The organism is Thioclava sp. NG1, assembly GCF_003122275.1.
Taxonomy (GTDB): domain Bacteria; phylum Pseudomonadota; class Alphaproteobacteria; order Rhodobacterales; family Rhodobacteraceae; genus Thioclava; species Thioclava nitratireducens.
In genome coordinates this window covers 466529-489433 of sequence record NZ_QFBB01000002.1, presented here as the reverse complement: position 1 = coordinate 489433, position 22905 = coordinate 466529, and the positions used below count along the sequence as shown (strand labels likewise).

The 22905-nt window shown below is 64.2% G+C and carries 1 protein-coding gene (running past one end of the window); it reads right to left on the bottom strand.

Translation table 11 applies throughout. The features are described 5' to 3' along the window. A protein-coding gene (locus DEM26_RS05300) for a matrixin family metalloprotease (RefSeq protein ID WP_146194434.1) crosses the window boundary here: on the bottom strand, nucleotides 1–22905 show its 5' portion. 15351 nt of this gene lie to the left of the window's left edge; only the first 22905 of its 38256 coding nucleotides appear in the window; the start codon lies at nucleotides 22903–22905; its stop codon lies off the left edge, out of view.

Here is a 22905-nt window from a genome sequence, read left to right as displayed (position 1 = left end):
CTTCGAGGGATCGGCGGATTCCACGACCAGATCGTCGTCGATGCGCATCGTGTTCAGATCGGTCTGGCCAAGGGGGTTGACCGTCAGCGTATCCGTGCCGCCAAGCAGATGGATGATCAGCCCCTCGACACCGTCGGCCTCAAACCCGCTGCCATCAGCGTCGAGCGCCTGCAGGATGCCGGAGTTGGCGGGCTTCTGGCCGACCGTGACCGTGTCGGGGTTGGCCGTGCCGTAGAGCAGTATTGTATCGGTGCCCCCGCCGCCGTCGATCACCTCGATGCCATCGGAGGCGAGATTGCGGAAGATGCGGTCATTACCAGTGCCGCCGTTGATCGTGTTCGCGCCGCCGCGACCATCGATCTCGTCCGCGCCGCCCTCGCCATCGATCACATCCGCTGCCGCGCCACCGATCAGGCGGTCCGCGCCGGTGCCACCGTAGATCGTGGCGACGCCCGTGCCGTTCTGCAGCACCACGTCATCGCCACCGAGCGCGTAGATCGTGATCGGCACCAGCGCATCCGAGACGATCCGGTCATTCGCGCCCGAGCCGTAGATGATCGAGCCAGCCGCGACGCCACTGCCGATGCTGATCTGATCGCCCAGATCGCCCGCAGTGCCGCCTTCGGAGGCCGAGTTGATCGTAACCTGACCGTCGCCCTCGTAGGCCACGGTATCGACACCCGCGCCGCCCACGAAGAGGATCGGCACGGCGACGCCGTCGCGCACGACCAGCAGGTCGTCGCCGGAGCCGCCATAGCCGCGGATTTCATGGACGTGCTCAAAGACCTGCTCGCGGCCCGAATAGATCACGCGGATCGTCTGCGCGCCGTTCACCGCAGGCGAGACCGCTTCGATGATATAGGTCTCACCCGCCGTCGCTTCGCCGATGCCGCGCTTGGTATTCGCGTCGCCCATGTTCAGGATGAGGATTTCAGACGTGTCGTCCCAGTCCTTGTAGGTGCCCGAATTGGTGTCGCCGTTCAGATCCCCCGCGAGATAGATCGGGGTCGGGAATTCGACATAGCCCACGGTGAAGGACATGCTTACCGAGACCTTCACGAAGAGCACCTTCACGCTCGCGCTGGCCGAGATCACGATCGGCACGCGGCCGGTGCCGGTCGCGGTGGCCGAGAAGCTGATCGAAACCGTGGCCCAGCTGATGTTGAAGGCGCGTAGCGAAACCGAGGCCGAGCCCGACACACCGAGCTTGTAGACGTCCGCCGCATCGTCGAAGAGGTAATAGACCCGGATCGAGAAGTTGCCCGTCAGGCCGAAGCTGTTCGAGCCCAGCACGAGGCGACCGCTCAGCGAGAGGTCGAAATAGCCATCCGAGTTAAACCAGCCGTTCACGCTCATCGTGGCGAGGCCGAAGAAGTCCATGCTGGCATAGAAGTCCACGCGCCAGTCGTTCTGCACCACTTCGATCCGGAAGCCCGCGTCGAACTTGAGGACCTTCAGGAACTCGACCTTACCGCTGAGATCGAGCACGAAACTGCTCGCCTGCAGCACTCGGCCCGAGATCGTCACGTCGCGGCCGACCGTGTTGAGCATCAGCTTGCCGTTGGCTTCGATGTCGATCACCAGCGCGATATTGGCGTTGATGCTGACATCGAGGAGCAACGCGAGACCGTCGAGCTCGCCAGTGCTGGAGTTGAAGAACAGCACCGCGCCACCCGCCGCCGAGACGTTGAGGCCCGCAAGACCGAAGGTCACGTCGAACTCGACGCGGAACTCGCTCGCGTTGAGGCCGATAAAGACGCGGCCCGAGGCGGTCGCGAGATTGATGAAGTTGACCGAGCCGACGATCTCGAGGCTGAAGCCCGAGGCGACGGTGACCGAGATCGTGCTCTCCTGACCGCTGGTATTGATGGTCGGGATCTCGAGGGTGCGCGCGCTGGAGAAGGTGTTGAGCTGGAAGATCGCGTCGCCAGTCACGGTGATTACGCCCGCGAGGTCGAGGTTGAGATCGATCTCGGCATAGATCACCAGCCCGCCATCCGCGATCACGAGACCGCCGGTCAGACCGAACTCGGCCACGCCCACTAGCCGCGCCTGCACATCCAGCGTCGCGACCAGTTCGAAATCGGGTGCGGTGCCGATGCGGAAGGTGAAGACGCCCGTCAACTCGATCACATCCGAGACGACCAGCGTGCCGGTGACCTTCAGGAACAGCCCGTTCTCGACCGAAATCGTGCCGTAATAGAAGGTGCCATCCGTGCTGGCGGTCGCATCGCCCGCAGCGACCAGAGCGTCATATTCGCCCTGCGTGACGATCGTGTAGCGATCCTGCGTCGTCGCGTAGGTGTTGAATTCGAGCATGATCGACAGCGACCCGCCAAGGCTGACGCCCGGAAGCTCCAGCCCGCCGACCAGCGACAGCTGCGCCCGCCCGACCACGCCCGGATCGCTCGCGCCGATATTCGCCTCGAGATAGAGCATCCCCTCGACCGCGCCGAAGTTCTCGATCCGGCCGGAGACCGTCCCCTGGATCGTCACGGAGTCTCCGGTGCCCGTCACCGACAGGAAGCCGTTCAGCGTCACCGTATCGAAGAGCGTCACCGAGCCGCTGATCTGGACCACGAAATAGGCGCCGGCGGATTTCGTCGTATCCGGCTCGTTCTGTCCCAGGATCGGCGGACGGTCGAAGATCTCGAAGGTCGTTGGCACGTTCGCGGGCAGGAACGGCACGAGCGCGTCGGGCACGTCGAAGGTCTGGTTGATGCCGGTGGTATTGAAGAGAACCATCACCTCTGCCTCGAAGCGGAAGATATCCGCCGCGATATTGCCGAAGCTGCCGGCATTGTTCGCCGCAGCCGTGCCGCTGCCGCCGTCGACATCGCCCACGCTCACCTCGAGCGACAGGCTGCCCGCGACACCGAAGGCGCTGCCCGGGGCGGTGCCGAAATCGATGATCAGAAGACCGACCGCCTGACCAGAAATCACGTTGAAGACGTTGGCGCTTGCCGCGACGAAGACCTCGACCCGGTCTTGCGAAATCTTAAGGTAGAAGGCGCCGGTCAGCTCGGCATAGACGTTGACGCCCGTGTCGACATCCGGGTCGTTCGCGTTCTGATCGGTCAGCTTGATCGCGCCGCCGATATAGAAGACGACCGAGTTGCGCGACAACTCGTAGGTCTGGTCTTCGGAATGCAGCGTCGCGGTGCCGTCGAGGCTTTCGATGAAGTAGATCGACCCGCCATCGGTGATCCGCCAGCGCGACTGGGTGTTCAGTTCGCGCACCAGGTCGATCTTGGCTTCCGAGCTGAGCGTGACGCCGAACTGGGCGAAGGTCGTGCGCACTTCCGTGCTTACCGCCTGCTTCTGGTAGAAGCCTTCATTGGCCTGGCTCGGCAGCGCGCCCAGATCCGCCACGGCCACCGTGTCATCACCGCCAGCGGTGCGCTCAAGCTGATCGCCGAGGATGCCTTCGAGCGACAGGGTCTCGACCTTGTCCTCGCCCGACATGTTGATCATCAGGGTCGCGTTGCCCTTGATCCAGACGCCGTATTCGTTGAGCGCTTCGAAGTTCGGCTGGATGGTGGCCACGCCCCAGAACTGCGGCAGGCCGCTCGACAGGCCGCCCGTTTCCAGCACGAAGCGCGCCGCGGCAGAGCCGATATTGCCGAGCTTGTAGACCTCGATCGTGCCCGAGGCTTCGAGCGCGAAGCGGAAGACCTTGGAGCCGTCGGCCTTGATGTAATCGCCGAAGGTCAGTTCGGCCTGGGCGCTCAGCTTGATAAGCGGCTCGTCGGTGATGCCCGCCGTGTTCAGCGTGATCGAGCCGGAGACGCGGATGAAGAAGACGCGGGTAGTGGCCGGGTCGGCATCGGCGCCGGGCTGGCCGCCTTCCTGCATCTGATCGATGACGCGGAAGCTCTGCTGGCTTGCGCCGCCTTCGTTGCCCTGCAAGTCGGTCCAGCTGCCCTCGTTGAAGGAGACGGTGACCGTGCCGAGGCCGAATTCGCGCGAGACGTAGTAGCGGAAGGTACCGTCACCCATGTCGGTCGGGGTGAGATCCAGCAGGTCGAGATTGGCCCCGCCTGCCCCGCCGAAGGTGAACTCGTCGCCGTCGATCGTCGCCGCGTCAATCGCATAGAGCGCGTTGAGGCTCGGATCGCCCAGCGTGTCGAAGGTGATGTCGATATAGGAAGCGGTGTCGGTGGGCTTGATCGAGAGCGTCGTCGGATCGATCGCCTCGGAGGCAGCGGCCCCGTAAGTCCATGCGCCCGCCGCATAGGTCAGGGTCAGCACCGCGCCGTCGGCGGCGTCGGCGGAGTCGAAGGTCACAGCGAACTCGCCTGGGGGACCACGGGCTTGGATCCCGGTGATCGTGATCGAGTTGCCGTCGATATCGGTCAGCGTGAAGTCCGTGGTCGCGAGGCTGCTATCGGTCAGCGTCTGGCTCGTGCCGAGCGACAGTGCCACATAGGTCGCCGTCGGCGCGCTGGCGCCCAGACCGATCTTGCCGGTCGTGACCACCAGATCTTCGCTATTGGTCGCGGTAATCGCCTTGATCGTGCCGCCATCGGTGCCGATCCAGTCGAAGCTGCCCGAGATGAACTCGACCGAGACGTTGTCGTCAAGGTTCGAGCCCGCGAAGTCGCCCAGGTACCAGATGCGGAAGATCGGGTTGCCGTTCGCGTCGTCGCCCATGTAGGTCGGCGCCTGGCTGTCATCGACTTCGATCGTGTAGCCCGTCGCGCTCAGGATTACCTCGGCGCCCGCATCGGTGATGCTCTCGAGATCGATGCCGGTGGCGTAGCTCGGCAGCTCGAAGGTGACGTCGACGAAACCGCGCTCGTTCAAGGGCGCCTGCCCCACCGAGGCGCCTTGGACCGGGTCGGTCAGGCTCGCACCGAGTTGGACGAGACGGAAGCTCTGGGTCTTCGCGTCATTATCATAGCTGCCCGAACCGAAGCTCGCTGCGGCATAGTCGACCTGCACCGAGCCTGCGGTGAACTTGCCCGAGAGGAAGTAGCGCACGGTCAGTCCGTCGCCCACGACCAGCGCCGAGGAAACGGTGACGCCATTGGCACCCGCGCCCGAGAAGCTGATCTCGTCGCCCAGAGTGCCGAAGTCGATCTCGTCGCCATAGGTCGGCGTGTAGCGCACGTCGATGAAGGCCACCGAAAGCGTGCTGGCATCGAAGGACACCGGGCCGGTCGCATCGTCGGCCGTGCCATCGGCGCGCAGAACCGTCGGCTGATCCTCGATCGTCGCGATGCGCGAGATCGTGGTGTTCGCCGCAGCCGCGCCGGTGGTGAAGTAGCGGAAGATATAGTCGCCCGAGGTCGCCTGCGGGTTCAGCCAGACCGGGGCGAGTGTATCGTCGAAGGTGATCGAACCGCTGCCGCCGAAGGTGAATTCCGGCGCGAGATCGGTGATCGAGCCCACATCGAGCGCGCCGCCGACCGGACGCTCGAAATGCAGGTCGACATAGCCGCGCCCGTTGACGTCACCGAGCCCCGTGCTGCCCTCGTTCGCCGGATCGACCAGATCGCCCTGCGGGCCCGAAACGGTGAAGGACAGCGTCTGGACACGGTTCTTGGCCGCATCGCCGAAGCTGTTCGCCGCCAGCGTCACGTCATGGCTGCCGATCCCGAGCGAGCCGTCCGCGAAGACGCGGATCGTGCCGCCCATATCCATCAGCTCGGTGATTGTCAGGCCGGTCACGGTGACGTCGCCGATCGCCAGTTGATCGGTGATGTCCTCGCCGTAAGCCCCGCTCAGTGCGATATCGAAATAGGTGCGGTCGCCCGGCAGGTTGGCGGTGCTATCGGCCGTAGGATAGGTCGAACCGCTCTTGACCACGATGGTCGGAGCGCTTTGCGCTGTCGTCGCAAAGAAGGAGATCGAGGTGATATCCAGCGTCAGCGTGATCGTCTGCGGATAGAGATCGCCGGTGAGCGACGCGGGCTGCGCCGAGTTGGTCTCATCGATGAAGGTCTGCAGCGAGTAGATGAAGGAGATCTTCGTCGGATCATTCGCATCGTTTTGCAGCAGCGCCGGCGCACCCTCGCCCAGTTCGACACGGAAGGTGCCGCCGCTCAGGCGCGAAGTCTCTACCGTGTCGGTCTGCACGGCGAACTCGGCGGCGAGGTCGAGCACCGAAGCCGGGTCGAGCACGTAGCCCGCCGGGATATTGGTGAAGGTGATTTCGACCGAACCCTCGGTGATCTCGAGATTGGCCACCACGCCCAGACCGTCCTCGCCGCTCTTGATCTCGGGGTCAGTCGTCGGGTTCGCGCTGTCGGAATAGCGGTAGGACCAACCCTGTTCGACCGCGGAGATGGTGAGATCGCCATAGGTCTTGCTGCTGTCGAAGCTGCCGGTGAGCCAGTAGCGATAGACCGGGGCCGCGTCGGTGCCGCCCACGCGGACCGGGGCCACACCATTGTCGATCTGCACAGTGCCGAGGCCCGCGCCGCTCAGCGTGAACTCCGCACCGCCATCGGTGATCGAGGCCGCGTCATAGACGAAATCGCTGTCGGGCACGTCCGGGAACTGGATGTCTATATAGTTGCGGCCGTTGAGCAGGTTCACGTCGATCGCGGCGCCCGCGCCCGGATCGACCATGATTGCGGTCGCGCCTTCGACGGTGATGACGCTGTCACCGGTGGCGCCTGCATTGCCCGCCGCATCCTTCCATTCGCCGTTAAAGGTGAGCGTGTAGCTGCCCGGTGCGAAGTCGAAATTCGCTGTCGTGATGGCATAGGCGAATTGCGTGATGCCCTCTTTCTTGAGCAGCGCATAGAGTTCGGCGCCATTGCCCGGCAACGCGTGGGCATAATCCGCACTGCCGACGGCGACGATCCGGCCCTCGGCATCGAGACCGAGCTTCTTCAGGCTCGCCGTGCCGTCGGCGTTCATGAACATAGCGACCGGGTCCGGCGCGTTGGAGATATCGATCGCGGTGTTGGCCGTCGTGCCATCCGCATTACCGGTGCGGGTCAGCGTGAACTCGGCTCCGGGATCGAGGATCGAGGCGTAATCGAGCGAGCCGCTGCCCGCGGGATCGAAGGTCACGATGATGCGCTGATCGGCATTGGCGAGGTTCACGCCGACCGTGTAGCCCTCGCCGTCCAGCTGATAGGGCGCGCTGAGCGAGGCTTCGGGCTCAACCACCGAGAACACGGCATCCGGCGTCGCGGTGTTGTTCTTGCCGGTCTGGGTGTCGTTGTTCGCCCAGGTGTCCGCGGTAAAGCGCAGCGTGTAATCGCCGACGGCGAGCTGGTTGTTCGTCAGGTCCGGATCGCTGGTGTCGATGAAGTAACGTACCTTGCCGCCGCCGATCGAGATGGCGCCAAGGAGGTCGATCTCGTCGCCATTGTCGTTGAACAGCTTGAACGGTGCCACCGCGTTGGTCGCGATCGCTGCCAGCGTCTCGGCGGTGATCTCGCCACCGATCTCGGCGATGAACTTGATATCGACCCACGGGCCCGCGACCGCCGGGTCGCCGCTTTGGGTCGTGTTGTCCTCATCCGCATAGACGGTCTGGTTCGTTGCGGTCTCGGTGTAGGACCAGGACTGGAACAGGAAGGTGTAGGTCACAGAGTTCACATCGCCCGTGCCGGTCAGCCAGAAGCGGAACGTGTCGGCATCGAACTGCGCCGGGGCCTGCGTGTTGTCGAGGGTGAAATCGCCACCGGTGATCTCGATTTCAGGCGTCAGGTCGAAGACCGAAGCGGCGTCCACCGTCGCACCGTTCACCGTCGGGAAGGTGATGTCGATATAGGCGCGCTCGTTGAAGTTGCCGACGCCGGTGACGCCACCATCGCTCGGCCCGTCAAGGCGCTGCGTCGGCGTCGCGGCCTGCTCTTCGACCACGGCGAATTGCGTGGCCTCGCCAAGGATGTCCTTGAAGCCGAACTGCAGCGAACCCTTGATCGTCAGCAGATCCAGCTGATCTGGAATCTTCACAAGCAGAAGGATCGTCGCCTCGCCGGACGCGATCTTCGACAGGTTCGCGTAGAGCCGCGCCGAGAGCGACAGGTTGTCGGCGGCGAAGTTGAGTTGGCCGATCACGAGAATCTTGCCGTCGGTCGAGATCTTGATCGTGACCTGGCCGTTGAACACCGCCTGCGAGGTGTAGATCGAATAAAGCTTGGCCGAGCCGGTGATGATCATCGGCGAGGTGAAGGCCGCAGCAAACCCGCCGCCCGCCGCCGAGCCGTTCTGGATCGCGATATACTGGTTCACCACCTGCTGCTGCACCGAGTTCAGCCAGTCATCGACCGAGACGTTCAGCGGGAGCGCGAAATCGGGACCGTTGAGCTCTTCGGGATCGGTGATGTCGGGCAGCGACTTGAAGAAGTCCACCCCGCCGGTGAAGTCGTTGATCGCGAGGCCCGAATTCGGCTCAAGCAGGATACCGCCCGGCACCGAACCCGAGACCAGCACGCCCAGCGGGCCCAGTTCCGACAGCGCGAAGCGGATGGTGAAGCCGCCCAGGCCCGAGAACGAGAAGCCCGCCTCGACCCCGATGAAGAAGATGCGATCTTTCACCGGGCTCGTCAGGTCAAAGGTCGAGAGCACCTGATTGCCGTCGCCGATCCGAATGATGCCGCCGATCAGCGCCCCCTCGATTTCGCCGCCGAACGCGTTGCCGCCGATCTTCACGCCGATCGAGTCTATGCCGATTATCGGGAATTTGCCTTCCAGCAGAAGGCCCACATCGATGCGGATACCCTCGACCGTGCCCTCGAATGTCAGCCCGTCATAGCCCTGCAGCCCAGTGATCGACGCCGACAAGGTCAGGACGAAATCGCTCGGGTCGGCCTGAATGTCGGGCCATTGCACGCCGATCTCGGTGATCTTGATCGGCAACCAGCTTGGCCACTTGAAACTCGCCCCCGAGGCAGCGCCGACGCCGATGAAGACGCCGAAGCCCTGCTTGGTGACGAAGGTGCCGTCGCCGAGGAAGGCGAACTGGCGCGCCTCGCCCGAGAGGTTCAGCGAACCGATCTTCAGTTCCGCGCCGATCGACACGAAGCTGATCAGCTCCTCGTCATCGGCAGCACCGGTGTCGAGCGACAGGCCCACCCCCTTCAGCTTGAGGACCGAGCCGATATTGATCTCGAACGTGTCGAGCTCGAAGATGAAGCCGTCGACCACGCCATCGGTGAAGGTCAGGCCAGCTTTCAGCGCGAGCGTGTCGTTCACGTCCTCGCCCGAGACGCGGTCGGTGACCTTGGCGTTGATCGCCTTGCCCGGCGCGAAGGTCGCCCCGCCAGAGCCGACATAGATCGTGCCGTCGAAAGTCACGTCCTGGCCGAAGATCAGCGAGAAGTCGGTGACGCCGATGCGCAGGTCGTCGAATTCAAGGATCGAGCCGAACTTGATCTTGCCGGTAGCACCATCGGTACGCTCGACCGCGCCCGTGCCGGTACCAGAGCCCGCGCCGGTGCCCGAATAGATGATCTCGCCGCGCCCGATGCGGAAGCCGTTGTCGTAGATCGTGAGGCCGCGCACGCCCTCAAAGGTCGTGATCTGGCCCGCGATGCCGAATTTCGGGAAGGTGACCTTGATCGTGTCGATCTTGATGATCTCCTGACCCGCGCCCTCCGGCGTGCCCGCGACCGGAGTTTCGGGCGCGGTCCAAGAGGGATCGTATTCGACTTTGATGCGGTCGGCCTCGAAGAGGACCACATCAGGGATCGAGCCCGTCAACTTGTCGGCGGTGATCGACCATTTGCCGGTGAGCGAGACGACCGGATCGTCGCCGCCGCCCGAAATCACGCCCATCACGTCGATGCCGATATCGAACTTCACCAGCAGGTTGGTAAGGGTGATCTGGGTGCCGCCGCTATTGGTCTGGGTGCCATCCCCATTCTGGGTCGCGGTGCCACCGAAGGCGAGCGAAGCGCTTTCCGCTCCGACCGAGATCGTCAGGACCAGCAGACCGTCCTTGAAGCCGAGCTTCGCAAGACCGACCTTCGGCGCGAGGATCGAGACCGGACCGACCTTGATCGGGGTCGCAGCCTCGGCCGCCGGCAGTTCCTGCACCTTGAAGATCTGCACATAGGCGGTCGTCTTCGCGGGCGACGCGACCGAGCCGTTCTCGCCGCCGAACCAATAGACGACATCGTCGGAGGTGCTGTCCAGATTGGCGCCGCGATCGGTGTATTTCCAGGTGCCGGTGATGAACTCGACCTGCACATCGCCCACATTGAAGGCCGGGTTCGCCTGCGAGGTCGAGGTCGAAGTCGGCGTGCCGACCACACCCGTGCCGGTGGCGGTCGCAGCGGGCGGCTCGGCGAAGACGTAATAGCGATAGGTCGTCTTGCCGATCTTCTCGACCGTGTAGGTGCCGTTGGTGTTCGTCAGCAGATTGACGTTCGACGCGCCGCCCGTGCGCACGAAGCGGATCTCGTCGCCATTGATCGAGCTTCCATCGAGGATCTCGCCATTGGGCAGCACAAAGGTGACGTCGATATAGCCCTTCGAGTTCAGCATCGACTTGTCGATCACCGCGCCATTGAAGGGCGAGGCCAGCTCGATCGAGGGCGCGGCGGTGATCGTGGTCAGATCCTGCGGATCGGTCGCCGGGTTCGCCGCGGGCGCATTCTGAACCGGCGTCTTGCGGATCGTGAAGCGCTCGTATTCGGCAGTGCTTTGCGCTCCGGCGGCATCGCGCCAGGAGTTGGCGAGGAACTGCACTTCATAGGTGGTGTTCGCGGACAGGCTCACAGGCGTGGTGATCTGGTAGCGATAGGTCGGGCGCGCCGTGCCTTCGACCAGCACCCCTGCCCCATCGACCGTGATCGCCGCCGTCGTGTCGCCGTAGCGTGCGGTGATCGTGAATTCCGGGTCGATATCGGTGATCGAGTCCGGGTCGATGCCCAGCGGATAGGCCGGGTAGGCATCCGCATCCAGACGGTTGGTGTTGTAGAAAGTGACGTCGATATAGGTGAAGCCGTCGAGATTGATGATCTGGCCATTGAGCGGCGAGGCAATATCGGCGGTCAGCGGGCGCAGGTTCGTCGTCGGCGTCACCGAGACGGTCTCGCCAAAGAGCGTGTAGCCCGTCACCCGCATATCGGTGAGTTGGAAGCCGGTCGCGCCGCCGAAGCTGAACTGGGCCGCGCCTTCGATGCCGAAGCTGTCGGCGCCCGGCGGCGTCACCGTGATCGAGGTCTCGGGCGCATCGACCGAGATCCGGCCATCGGGCGTCTTGTTGAACAGAACGTCGTTGGAGCTGATCACCAGCAGATCGCCGGTCTCGGCCACGCCGAAGCTGATCTCGACCGAGCCCTTCACGCGCTCCATCTGCGGGGCGACGAAGGTGATCGCGACCGGAGTGGCCGAGGTGCCGCCTTCGAGCAGCGGGAAGCCGGTCACTGTGGTCGAGAAGGCGGCACCCGACGTGTTGAGCCACACTTCGACCGTGCCCGAGATATTGAGTCCCGGAATGCCCAGCGCCTGAACCTCGCCCTTCGCATAGACCGCGAATTTGCGGTTGGCGGAGGTGCCGAATTCGAAGATCGCGATCGTGGTGTTCGAGATCAGCAGGCCGATATCGTCATTGGGATCGTTCGGATCGCCCGCGTCGCCGAGGAAGATCGAGATGTTGCGCCCAATCTTGCCGCTGGTCGCGCCCGCAGGCAGTTCGGCCGGGAGTATGTCGCTCAGGCTGCCTTCGATGGTGAAGTAAGGCTCGTAGCTCAGCTTCACCTCGGCCAGCGCGATCTGGTTCACATTGGCCTGACCCCGGAAGTCGAGAATGTAGGTCGCATCGCCCACGTCGACCTCTTCGTAGATGTCGGTGCGCGACGTGGTGTTGATGCGGATGATCGCGCTGGCCGAGGCCGAGAAGCCCGCCGCCGAGCCTTGCGCGCTCGCCTCGATCTGCGCGGCAATGCCGTTCAGCGACGGCGTAGCCGAACCCGAATAGATCAGGATAACGCCCTTCGCGTCGTCGATGGTGAAGCCGTCGCCATTCGAGTCCGTATAGCCGCCCGAGACCCCGGTGAAGGCGATGGTCATGCGCTTGGTCTGGGTCGGAGCAACCCCGGTCGTCAGCTGCGAGAACATCAGCGTGCCGCTCAGGCTGATCTCGGGGGCGTTGCCCACGTCGATCGTGCCGTCATCGTCGTTATCAGTCGCGTTGAAGTCGACAGAGAAGGCGGCGTTCTCGACTTCGACCCGCAGGAACTGGCCGCGCGGCAGGTCGAGGATGTCGCCATTCGCGAACTCGACATAAACCGCCTGAATGGAGGTGTTGATCTCGAGCGTCGCCGTCGTGCCATTGCCGATCTGGTAGGCATTGGTGCCGTCGTCGAACGCGATATCGGGAAGCGTAACCGAGAAGCTGCCCGCCATGCCCTGCGGCATCAGGTATAGCAGCGCGTTGCCGGTGAATTCATAATCGCCGAATGTCAGGGTGATGTCGGTCAGCGAGATTTTCGAGTAGACCGCGCCCGTCGCGCTCGTGGTCTTTTCGAAGGACAGATCGCCGGAGAAGGCAAAGTCGGCATCGTCTGCGCTGGTGGGCGTATCGCCCGAGAGGTTCACGAGAAGCTCGATCCCCGATCCCACCGGATCTCCATAAGCCGAGACCGAGAGGAAAGTGCCCTTGTAGCTGAGGTCGTAGAACGCCTGCAGCGGGGTCATATCTGCAAAGGCCGTGGCACCGGGGTCGAGGCCCGTCACCTCCGTAAAGTCGAAGCCCGTGAGGATCGTCTGGGCGCCCGCTCCTGCGGTGCCCGACTTGCCTTGGTTGAGCTTGAGCTCGACGCCGCTCGCACTGATCGCGACGCCCGGAATACCGGCAAGCGCCACCTCTGCGATCGAAGCGTAGAGCGCGGTGTATTTCTCGCCGCCCACCACCGCGACGCCATTGGCATCGACCTGGCTCAGCATGGCAAGACGGAAGGAGAAGTTGGTCAGGACCAGACCCTGCGCGCCCGAGGTATCGGCCATCGGCTGCACGACCGGGGTGGCGCCCGAGGTATCGACCTCGAAATACGGCCCGCCGGTGCCGACAAAGGCGCTGATGCCATTGCCAGAGATTTCGGTGGCGGCAAACTTCTGGTCCGATACCGCGCCCACGGTCAGGGTCGCGCCCTTCTGGAAGGCCACCTGCCCCGCAAGGAAGACGTAATCCTCGAAGCCCAGCACGACGAAGCCGGACGCTGCAAGGATCGCGCCATTGGCATCGAGCGTCACGGTATCGGTGTCGCTCACCTTCACGTCGAAACCGCCGCCATCGAAGCTTGCGAGGTTCAGCGCTTCCTTGGCCTGCGTGCTCAGAAGTTTGCCCTGGTTCAGCTCGACCTCGAGCCCGTAGCCCGAGAGCGTCAACCCGTCGATGCCCACCAACTCGACCGTGCCGCCCGCCTTCAGCGCCATGTACGAAGCCGCCGCCGGATCGGTCGCGGCCAGCGCCACGCCATTTGCGTCGACCGTCTTGAACATGGCGAGCGCGAGATAAGCATCGGTGATTTTCAGGCCGACCGCATCGCCCTGATCGCCGAAGGCCTTGGTCAGGTCGTAGCCGGTGCCGACGAAAATGTTCACATGCTGTGCGCCGACCGTCACCGCCTTGAGATTGCGGCTCGTGCTCGTGCCCGCGACGAGGGCGGAATAAATCTCGCTCGACTGGGTGAAGGCGAACTCGCCCTGGATGAAGACATAGGAGTCGAAGCCGATGGTCAGGGAGCCCGACACTTCCAGCGTCGCCACGGTCAGTTCGTCGAAGGTGATCGTCTCGGCGCCGACCGTGATGTCCCAGGTGCCGCCCACCCCGCCATAGGTGAAGTCGAGCGTATTGTAGGGCGTCGTTTCGTTGCCGCCGCGGTTCATGATCAGCGTGAGCGAGCCATCGACCGTGACATTGTCGACGCCGATCAACGAGGCCCCGCCCGTCGCCTTCACGACCATCCAGCTCTTGAGCGGAGTGGCTGTCGGGTTCGCCGGATCGAGCGGCATTTCCTTGACGATATGCAGGCCCATGCGCTGCAGCGAGAGCGCGACGCCCGTCGCATCGGAGGTGGCATCGACTTCGCCATTGGTGATCGTCGGCGTGCCGACCCCGGCGAAGACCACGGCATCCGAGATACCGATCGACAGCACCGAAGCCTCGAAGGAGGTGGTCGAACCGACCATGCGGGCTGCGACCTTGTCGGTCTTGGTCAGCGTGATCTGGCCTTCGATATGGACGAAGTCCTCGATCACGATCGTCGCACCCGCGAAGAGCGAGAAGCCCGACTGGCTCATATCGAGGACCGTGTCAGTGGTCGCCGGGTCGACGTCATTGCCATTCGTCGCGGCGAGCAGGTCCTGACCGGTGATGCCGGTGTCGCCATCGGTCCATTCGGTCGAGAGAAGATTTATCGACTGGCCCCAGTCGAGCACGCCGATCACGCCGGTCGCATCATTCGCCTTGTTCATCTCGAGCGACAGCGTGTCGAGCGTGATGTCCACCAGATCGACCCCCGTCAGCGAGGCCGAGGCGATATCGGCCTTGAGCGCGGTGAAGGCGCGGGTGTCGGTGAGCGGATTGGCCGCCTTGATCGAGGCGAGCAGGATATCGGCGCTCGCGATGGTGATGCCGGGACCATCGGGAATGCCGATGAAGAACTTGGCCTCGTAATCCGCCGGAGCGTCGCCGCCATTTGCAGCCTCGTCCGCAGGATTAATGCTCAGGCTGATCCGGGTCAGCACCGCATCGTTCATGTCGGTCGCGATATCGAAGGTGCCGTCGTGGTTCACGTCCACATCGACGATATCCTGCGACAGAGTGAACTTCGCGCCCACATCGACGAAACCGAAGGCGTTGACCGTCAGGTAGCCCACGACCTGCGTGCGGTCTGCGCTGGCGTCGAACGTGGCCACCTCGTCGTTCGGGCCATAGGTGAACGTGACAGCGGCGGGCGGATCGTTCGCGGGATCCCCCTGCGCGGGCGTGCCGTCCAGATCGATCGAGTTCCAGTCGAAGAAGGTGGTGATACCGTTCCCGGCAGGCTTCGTTGCGTAATAGTCGAGCGAGAAGGCGTTGACCGTCAGCTCCATTCCCTCGGGCAGACCGGCGAGCGTGCCGCCCTGGATATTGCCCAGCACCGCCGTCGCCGAAGGCGTGACGGTCACGGGCAGCGTGCTGTTCGCAGGCGGGGTCGCTTTGATCAGCGCGAGCGCGATATCGGCGGAAGCCACCGACAGGCCCACACCGCCGGGCTGGCCGACGAAGAGGTCCTGCACATGCAGGCCGATCAGCATGAGGCTCGCGTTTTCGAGACCCGCATTGGTGCTATCCAGCTCTGCCTCGATCTGGTTGCGCATCACGATGTCGAAGGTGGCCGAGCCGGTGACGAAGCCGAAGATATCCAAATCCAGACCGCCCGAGATCACCAGATCCGTGCCGTCTTCGGGCGCAACCGCGTCGACGCCCAGATCCTGAATGATCGGTGCCCAGTCGAGTTGGTCGCTATTGGTGGCGTCGCGCCCGTTCACCGTGAAGTCGAGCGAGGTCACCGTCAGGTCCAGCCCCTGCGGCAGGCCGCGCGGCGAGATCGTGTCGGCATGGGCGGACATCGCGGTCCAGCTGCGCGCGACGGCGCTCGGGTTTGCGACCAGATCGACCACCTCGGTCACCGAGATCAGGTCGAAGGCGAGCCCTTCGGCCGCGAAGCCCGTGCCCGCATTGGCGACCGCGTCGACCCGGTCGAATTCGTCATAGGTGAACTCGCCGCCCGCGCCGACGAAGACATAGGCGCCGTCGATCGAGAAGGAGAAGGCCTTGGCGCTGATCGTGCCGCCCTGCGGATCGTCGACGGTGAGATCGCGGATCACACCCGACAGGCCACCTGCCAGCAGGATCGCGCCCTCGATCTGCACTTCGACATAGGCGCCGAATTCGATGCCGAAGCCCGCGTCGAGATTGGTGATATCGGCCAGCGCGTTGATCTGATCGACGCCGGTCGCGCCCCAGTCGAGCTTGTTTCCGTCCGCATCGGCGCCGTTCATCGCGAAGTAGAGATCCTTCACCGTCGCGGTCAGCGGCAGGCCCTGCAGACCCAGTTGATCGACGCGCAGCGACAGGGCCATCCAGCTGCGGGCCACGGCGGGCGAGGTCACGGTGGCCGGGTCTTCTGCCACCATCACCAGCTCGATCGAGCCGCCCTGCGCCACGAAGCCCATGCCCTGATCGGGATCGATCGTGCCATCGCCCTTGAGCATACCGTCGACACCGGCGAAGAAGTTCAGATCGCTCAGGGTGAAGATCAGAACCTTCGCCCCGCTCAGCGTGCCATCGGCGTCGATTGCGGTGGCGACCGCCACATCGGCGAGCAGGCTCTTGATCGAGAAGGTGCCCGTCGCGATCACGACGCCCGCGACGTTCAGCTCCGACACGGTGCCGGTCACCGACAGGATCGCGGTCGCGTCATAGCCATCCGTGCTGTCGGTGATCGTCAGGCCCAGATCGAGGCCCTTCCAGTTCATCACCGAGTTGTTGGCCGCGTTCAGCGGGTCGGTGTAGCCGAAGTTGGCTTCGACCGCGACATCCGAGATTTTCAGCGTGAAGCCCGTAAGGCCGGTCACGCCGACGCTTTGCGAGGCCACGAGGATTGCCGACCAACTCTTGACCGTGCGGGTCTCGACCACACCTGTCGTCAGCGGGTTGTCGGCGGTCTGGGTCACAGAGGCGAACTCGATGCCCACGTTATTCGCGTAAATCCCGGTGCCTTCGGTGGTGCTGACAGCCGTAATCTTGCCATCGGTGCGGGTGAACACGCCGCCTTGCCCCGCGAAGAAATAACCGCCGGTCAGCGAGAAGGTCATCACCGACGCGCCCTCGACGATCAGCCCGTTCTGGTCGTCGAGCGTCTCGGTCCGAATCTGGCCCGCCATCGTGCCAGCGACGGTGACGAAGCCGTCCACGGTGAACTCGACATAGCCGCCGAAGGCGATGTTGAAGCTTGCGCCCATCTCGGTGACGTCGAACAGATCGACCGAAGCGAGGTTGCCGATCTCGGTGACACCGGTCGCGGCCCAGTCGATCCGCTCGCCATTCACCGCATCAGGGCCGTTGAAGCCGAAATAGAGGTCGAGGCCCTGCACGGTGACCGTGTTCGGCAGCCCCTGCAGACGCACCGTGGCTACGTCGAGCGCAACGGCGGTCCAGCTGCGCGGCACGGCCGGGAGGGTCACGCCTGCCGGATCTTCCTTCACCAGCACCAGTTGCAGCGAGGCGTTCTCGGCCACGAAGCCGGTGCCCTGATCGGGATCGATCGTGCCGTCGGACAGAAGCGCCCCACCGACACCTGCGAAGAGATTCAGATCGGACAAGGTGAAGATCAGGATATTCGCACCCAGCACGGTCTCGGTCGTCATGCCCGAGGGCACTGTGATGTCGCTCGTGAAGCTCTTGATGCCGAAGGTACCCGAGGCCACGATCACGCCCGCCACGTTCAGTTCCGACACGGTGCCTGAGACGGAGAAGCCGTCGTCGCGGGTCAGGCCGTCGGTGGCATCGGCGAGGCTCAGCATGTCGAGCCCGGTGACTGCACCCAGCGACGCCCAGTTCAGGAAGGTGCCGTCGATGGCCGCGAAATTCCCGTCGACCGCGAGGTCCGCGAGGGTGATCTGGAAGGCGTCGATGCCGCGCAGGCCAAGGCTCGCGACGGTGACGCGCAAGGCGGTCCAGCCGATGGTGACGGTCTCATCATCCCATTGCGTGGTCGCGTCGTTGTCGTTGGTCGCCGCATTATCGGTCAGCACGCCGAGGCGGGTCACCTGCGCGAATTCCAAGGCATCGCCCGCCGCCATCGAAGCATAAATGCCGGTGCCCTGATCGAGCAGACCCGTGACCTCGTTCGTGGTCGCATCACGGTCGAATGCGCCGCCCGCACCGACGAATATCTGCGCGCCGGTGATCTTGAAGCTGGTGATATCTGCGGCGGTCAGGGTGATCTCGCCGTCGTTGATATCGGCGGTCGAGATCGAGCCTTTGACCGTGCCATAGACCAGCACGAAGCCGTCGAGCGCCAGATCGAGCGTGCCGCCGAAGGCGATGCCGGTATCGGCATTGATCTGAGCGATCCCGGGGTTCGCGCCCGAGTCGACAATGGCCGACCAATCCAGCTTGGTCGCGCCGACCGAGGCCGTGTTCATGCGGAAGTAGAGCCCGGTGACCCCGAGCGCGAATTCTGTGGGCAGTCCGCGCATCCCGACGTAATCGACCGAGAGCGACAGCGCGCTCCAGCTCTTGGGCGTGGCGGTGCCGACTTGCTCTTTCACGACGATAAGTTCGAGCGTGCCGCCCGAGGCAAGGAAGCCGGTGCCCTGATCGGCAATCGCGGTGGGCGCATTGGCGTCATCGAAGGCACCGCCGACACCGGCGAAGAAATTCACATTCGTCAGGGTCAGCCGCGTGACCTGCGCATCGGTGATCGCTGCCTGGACGGTGTCGTCGATCGTCTCGGTCGAGGCCGAGAAGTTGAAGGTGGCGAGCGCGAAGACCGTCTCGGAAATCTCGACGGACAGCGTGCCGGACACGGCCAGCTGATCGCCCGGACCCAGATCGCCAAGCGCCGTGGTCACGTCTGTATCGCTCACGCTCGACCAGTCGAGGCGCGGGCCGGTCAGCGCCGTGGTCGAGTTCGAGGCCAGTGCCATGCCCGACAGCTTGATCTGAACCGCGTCGATGCCCTTGGCCTCCAGCGCGCTCAACGAGCCGATCACCCCGGTGTATTTCACGCCGGTCGTCGTGTCGGTCAGCAGGCCAAGCGCAAGATTACCACCCGCCGCATAGAGACCCGCAGCATCGCTCGCGAGGGCGAGCGTGGTCGTGCCGGTCGCCTCATCCGTTGTGGTGGACGCGCCCGTGCCCGCGAAGAACTCGACATCGCTGAGCATAACGAAGGTCAGCTTGCCCGCGGTGATATCGAGCAGATCGAGCGTCTCGGTGCTGCCCGCCTGCGCGGTCACGTCGATCGCCTTCAGCCCGAAGCCCGCGCGCAAGTAGACGAAATCGGCCACCGCCAGCGTCAGCTTGCCCGAGACCGCGAGGCTTACCGTGTCGGTCACCTCTTCGAGGCCGGACAGGCTCGACCAGTCGAGAGTGGAGAGGGTGTTATCGCTGACCGAGTTGTAGAGCACTTTCAGGCTCGCAAGGTCCAGCGTCACGCCTTCGACATTCACCAGACCGAGGCTCGCGAGGCTCGCCGACACGCCGGTATAGCTGACCGGGGTCGGGTCGGTGGTGGTCAGGATGCCGATGTAGAAATTGCCACCCATCGCCGAGAAGCCGATGGCATTTGTGGTGTCGAGCCCGCTCGCGCCGATGGTTGCGCCCGAGCCCGCGAAGAGGTCCAGATCGGTAAGCGTGATGTAGAGCAGATCTCCGGTGACGCCGCCGACCGAGGTGCCCGCGGTCTTCTCGACCGAGAAGCCGCCGGTCAGCAGCACGGTATCCGAGATGTTCAGCTCGTCGATGGTGGCGCCGATGAAGAAGCGCTCGGTATTGTCGAAGCCGTCCGTGGCGTCGGTCAGCGCAAGCGTCGTGCCCAGATCGAGCCCCTTCCAGGTCATCACCGTCGGGTTCATCCCGCCCTTGGTATCGGGCGCATTCACTTCGACCACGAAATCGCTGACTGCAAGCGTGAAGCCCGGAATGCCCGCGACTTCCACCGTGCCGACATGGAGCTTGATCGCGCTCCAGGCGTTCAGAACGGCGCCGGTCGTGCCATCGACATTGTTCACCGAGGCGAATTCGAACAGCACGCCTTCCGCGCCGAAGCCGGTGCCGACCAGCTTGCTGTCGCCATCGCGGGTCAGCCCGTTGACCTTGCCGTCGACATCGGTGGTGAAGCTGCCACCGCTGCCCACGAAGATGTAGCCGTCCGCCAGCGCGAAGGTCATCACCTGCGCATCGGTCAGATCGGTACCAAGCGGATTATCCGCCGCGGCGATGGTCTGCTTCGTCACCGTGATCGCGATATCGCCTGCGAGCAGGACGGTGCTCTTGATCGCGAAGACCGCGCGCACATCGATCGTGAAGCCCGAGAAGGTGCTGTCGAAGCTGAAGCTCGGCCCACCGACCTGCGTCCAGTCGAACGCCATGCTGGCATAGGTCACGTCGAGCGCATCGACGGACGCGGTCACGTTGCTGATCCCGTGCAGCGTCGCCGAGGTCGAGAGTTCCAGCGCGGTGACCTTCTGGCCTAGGTTCGCCCCAGCCGAGGTCACGGTGAACATGGCCAGGGTGAGATTGAGCGTCGGGATTTCGAAGCCGGTGGCATTGGTCAGGTCGTAGCTGCCGCCCGAGACTTCGGCGCCGACGCCCGCGAAGAGGCGCCCGCCGATGATCGAGAGGGTGAAGTAATCGCCATCCTCAGATGCACCATTGAAGGTCACGCCGGTCTTGGCGGAGCTTTCCAGGGCGAAGGTGCCGCTGACATAGACCGCGTCATTCACAATCAGCGTCGCGGTGGCTGCGACCTTGGTGAGCGCACCGTTCAGCGTCAGCCCGGCATCGCTCAGCGCGCCTTGATCCCAATTCAGCGGGGTAGCGACGCCCGACGCGGTGTTCACTTGCACCGCGACATTGCTCACCTCGGCGGTCAGCCCGGTAATACCGACCGGGGTCGCGTTGGCAAAGGAGAAGTCGATGCCGGTATAGGTGGTGCCGCCCGCGCTCAGCACCGCGAACGTGCCGGTGAAGCCGGTGACCGAGAAACCGAAGGCGTTGGTGGTGTCGACGGTGACCGGGCCGCTCGTGTCGAAGACCGCACCGGTGCCCGCGAAGAATTTGACCGCGTCGAAGCCGAAGACCATCAGATCGCCTATCGTGTCGGTCGCGCCGGTCAGGCCGCTGACGATGGTCTTCGTAAAGCTGAACCCGCCCGCGATCAGAACCTCGCCGCCGATGGCCAGCGTCACGTTGCCCGACACTTTCGCGAGCGGCGCGGTCGCGCCCGTCGCTACGCTGTCGATCGCGGAGACGACGAGCTTGGCGCTCAGCGCATCGTTGGGGTCGGTCAGTTGCGAGGTCACCAGTTCCAGCGTGCCGTTCGAGAGCGTGGCGGTCACGCCGTCGACATTCACCAGACCCAGCGCATCGACCGCGCCATTGGCGATCACCCACTGGCGGCCCGTCGCGGTCTCGCGGATCATCTTGACCGAGAAGCTGAGGTTGTCGACCGCGAAGCCGACCGAGCTGTTGGGCTGGCCGAGGGTGAAGTAGCCGTTCGCACCGCTGCCCGCGAAGAACGAGCCGCTGGTGAGCGCGATGGTGGTGACCTCGAGACCGCCGGTGACGGCGGTCGTCGTGCCGGTGCCCACTTCGTAGAGCACACCGTCGAGTCCGGTATTGGTGGTATAGCCAATCGGCGCGCCGACGCCGTCACTGGTCGCGAGGCTCACGAAATCGCCGACCGAGATTTCCATCAGCCCGGCATTGCCCGCGAAGCCTGCAGTGACGAAGCCCGGCCCGTCGATCGCGAAGGCATCGGCATCGGTGCCACCCTCGAGACGCTCGACCCCAGTGAAGGTGATGGTGAGGCCGTTCCAGCTCAGCGACCCTTCGTTGATGCCGGTGATCGTCCAGACCGTCGCGGCATCCGGCCCCTCGATCGTGTCGCTGAGGCCGGCCCCTGCCGCGACCGAGGTGATCGGGGCGCCGGACGTGCCATAGGTCGTGCCGTTGACGGTGACGGTGCCGTCGAGGTTCACGGTATAGGTCAGGTTGCTGTCGGCGGTGCCGTCGAGCGCGCCACCCGCTTCCGAGATCGCGCCGGCGACCGGAGCGCCGAGGCTCGGGGCCGCGTCGGGAAGACCGATGCGCTCGCCGGTGCCGAGCGTCGCGCTCATCACCGCAGCGTCCGCATCATGGTCTAGGCCGAGTGCGTGGCCGATCTCGTGAAGCAGAACCGTGTAGAGGTCGACGCCCTCGGAGGCCGCACCGTCCGTCGCCACCAGACGGTCGCCTGCGAGCAGATCGAATTCGGAGCTGTCGGCGGGCGTCGCGTCGATGAACCAACCGGCCCCGGCAGCGTCGGCGTCGATCTCGATCAGCGTGCCGGTGATACGGGCGAGTGCGCCGTCCTCGAGATCGGTGATGGTAAAGGTGAGTTGCGACAGGATCGCCGCGTCGGTGCGGCTGGCCCACTGAGCGAGGGCTTCCTGGAAGATCGGGGCGACCTGAGCCTCGGTGATATCCGCAGCGCCGGTATCGGTGCTGTCCGCGGTGGCGTCGAGAAGCAGATATTGCGGCTCTGCGCCCTCGTCAGCCGGGCTATCCCCTTGATTTTCGCTGGTATCGTCGGAGCCAGCAGTGACAGACCCGGCGTCCGGACTGTCAGTGTTTTCGTTATTTTCCAGTGTATTAGAGGTCGCAGCCGGGGGGCCGGTCGCCTCGTGACCCGTCAGGTCCGCCACGGAACTGCCAATCGGGTCCTGCCCTGCATGGGGCATATCTTCCAGCCACGACAGCGCCGATTCCAGCAGCTGCTGCACCTGAACGGCAGTCAGAAAACCGCCGGAATGAAGCTGGTCCGCTGCCGTTTCCAGCAGCGCTGCAGCCTGTTCGCGTGCCGGTTCGGCGACCGCTTCGAGCGGTGCCACTTCCGGCTCATGCGCCCAATCCTCGGGCCAGGCCACATCGCTTTGCGGGCCTTCCTCGGGATCGTGATCGGCTGCCAATTCGTCCTGCTGATGCAGGTCATCGACGGTCTGAACTAGGGCGGAAAGCCCTTCGATCGGGTCGATTTGATGTGCGGTCGCCGCAACGCGGGCCAATTCGCCGAACACCGGGTCCGCCGAGAGCAAAAGCCGCGGCTCGAGGGCCTCGATGCGGTAATTTTCTTCGCGGTGAAGGGTGTTATCGGCTTCGTGGAGCGCGCCTTCATTGGCCAGACCGACGTCATCCTGCACGTCGGAGCGGGTCCGACGCAGGAATTTGGTCAC